Here is a 2,409-nt window from a genome sequence, read left to right on the forward strand (position 1 = left end):
GACTGTCCGCTGCGTCGAAGAAAAAGTACTGACCAGCGTTCGAGACGCTAATATCGGCTCCATCATGGGAATTGGTTATCCGGTCTGGACGGGCGGCATCTTGCAGTTTATCAACCAAACAGGCTTAGAGTCTTTTATTGAAAGGGCCGAAGCCTTGCATCAGCAATGCGGTGAGCGATACGAAGTCCCTCAACTGCTTAAAGATATGGCCCGAGACAATTTGACGTTCAAAGACTAGCTAAATCTATATCAACCAGTTTGTGAGGTTTTGGGCCTCACAAGCTTTGAATAATTCTAAGAAAGGTAGAAAAAGATGATTAAACGAACAGTATTTGAATCTGAACAAGAAATGTTTCGCGATGCGTTTAAGAAGTTCCTTGAAGCTGAAGCTGTGCCTCACCACGAGCAATGGGAGAAAGACGGTCAGGTATCTCGTGAACTATGGAAGAAGGCTGGTGAACACGGCTTTTTAAGCCCAACTGTCCCAGAAGCATACGGCGGTGTTGAAGGTGACTTTCGTTTCAATGCGGTGATCGATGAAGAAGTTGCTAATTACGGCTTAAGTGGTATCGGCTTTGGCTTGCACTCAGACATCGCGGTGCCTTACATCATGGCTTACGGTTCCGAAGAGCAAAAGCAAAAGTACCTGCCGGGTTGTGTTGATGGTTCAATTGTGACCGCGATTGCCATGACAGAGCCTGGCACCGGTTCTGACTTACAAGGTGTGAAAACCAATGCTGTGTTAGACGAGTCAGGCGAGTTCTATACACTCAATGGTTCTAAGACCTTTATCACTAATGGACAGTTAGCAGATTTAATTATCGTGGTGGCTAAAACTAACCCTGAAGCTGGCGCAAAAGGTACGAGCCTTCTGTTAGTTGAGGCAAACTCACCCGGCTTTGAAAAAGGCACCAATCTTCATAAGATCGGTATGAAGGCACAGGATACGTCAGAGCTATTCTTCCAGGATGTAAAAGTCCCAAAAGAAAACGTGCTAGGTGCTGAAGGCATGGGCTTTATCTACCTTATGCAGGAGCTACCACAAGAGCGGCTATCGGTAGGCTTAAACGCGATCGCTAGTGCAGAGTCGATTCTTGAGCAAACAGTCGCATACGTTAAAGAGCGTAAAGCCTTCGGCCGTGAAATAGCATCGTTCCAGAACACCCAGTTTAAGCTTGCCGAAATGTCAGCAACCTTGACGATGGCGCGTGTATTTGTCGATAAATGCTTAGAGCTGCATATTAATAAGCAACTAGATGTGGTGACCGCAGCGAAGCTTAAATTATTGACTACCGAGATTCAGTGTGACGTGATAGATGAATGTTTACAGCTACATGGTGGTTACGGCTACATGTGGGAGTATCCGGTTGCGCGCGCTTACGCAGATGCGCGTGTTCAGAAGATCTATGCTGGTACAAATGAAATCATGAAGTTGATTATCGGCCGCTCGATGGTCTAAAGGAAGTAGGGGTAAGTAATGTCACAACCACTCAAGGGAATTAAGATTCTCGACTTTACCACCTTATTACCGGGCCCTTATGCAACGCAATTGTTGGCAGATATGGGCGCAGAGGTTGTAAGAGTAGAGTCACCTACGCGACCCGATCTACTAAAGCTCTTGCCGCCAATGGTAGGTAAGGTTTCTGCCTCGCACGCCAGCGTTAATCGCAATAAGAAAACGATTGCTGTTGATTTAAAGCATGAGAGTGCAAAAGAGATCGTTCATAAGTTGGTGAGTGAGTTTGATATTGTGATTGAGCAATTCAGACCAGGTGTTATGGCGCGTCTAGGTCTGGATTATGAGGCCTTGGTAAAGTTTCAGTCTAAATTAATCTATTGCTCGATCACAGGCTATGGTCAAACAGGGCCCTTAAAAGATCGGGCAGGGCATGATATTAACTATTTGGCTTTGTCGGGCTTAGCCAGTTTCTCTGGCAGAAAAGAAACCGGTCCCACTTTATCTGCAACACAGGTTGCCGATATTGCAGGTGGTTCACATCATGCCGTAATGGCGATTCTTGCCGCAGTGATTGAACGTGCTTCTACTGGAAAAGGCCAGCACCTGGATATCAGTATGAGTGATGCGGCCTTGGCGCTGAGCACGATGTTCGGCGCCAACGCGCTAGTCAGTGGCAAGGACCCAGCGTGTGGCGAAGAGATGCTCAACGGTGGTTTATTCTACGACTACTACCAGACGGCAGATGGCAAGTATATTTCGGTCGGTAGCCTGGAACCAAACTTCGCGATGGTTTTGCTATCTACCCTAGGTTTGACAGCTTACCAGAATAAGATTGCCGACCAACGAGCCGAAACCCAAACAGAAATCAAGGCAGCAATTGCAGCAAAAGTGATCGAAAAAGACCAAGCTCACTGGAATGACGTCTTTGGCAACTTAGATGCTTGTGTAGA

2 protein-coding genes and 1 pseudogene are annotated in these 2,409 nt (G+C 46.7%); all 3 read left to right on the forward strand.

Annotation, left to right across the window (positions count from 1 at the left end):
* Positions 1-238, forward strand: a pseudogene (locus A3763_RS28665) (3-hydroxyacyl-CoA dehydrogenase); the annotation flags it as partial.
* Between the two features lie 75 nt (positions 239-313).
* Positions 314-1,459, forward strand: a complete 1,146-nt coding sequence (locus A3763_RS13190; RefSeq protein ID WP_068553075.1) for an acyl-CoA dehydrogenase family protein — start codon at positions 314-316, stop codon at positions 1,457-1,459.
* A gap of 18 nt (positions 1,460-1,477) precedes the next feature.
* Positions 1,478-2,409, forward strand: a 932-nt coding sequence (locus A3763_RS13195) for a CaiB/BaiF CoA-transferase family protein (protein ID WP_068760121.1), incomplete at its 3' end; no start/stop codon positions are given.

Source organism: Oleiphilus sp. HI0128, assembly GCF_001635365.1.

Coding starts and splice junctions, on each gene's coding strand:
- A3763_RS13190 (WP_068553075.1), top strand. CDS start 314: ATGATTAAACGAACAGTATTTGAATCTGAACAAGAAATGTTTCGCGAT.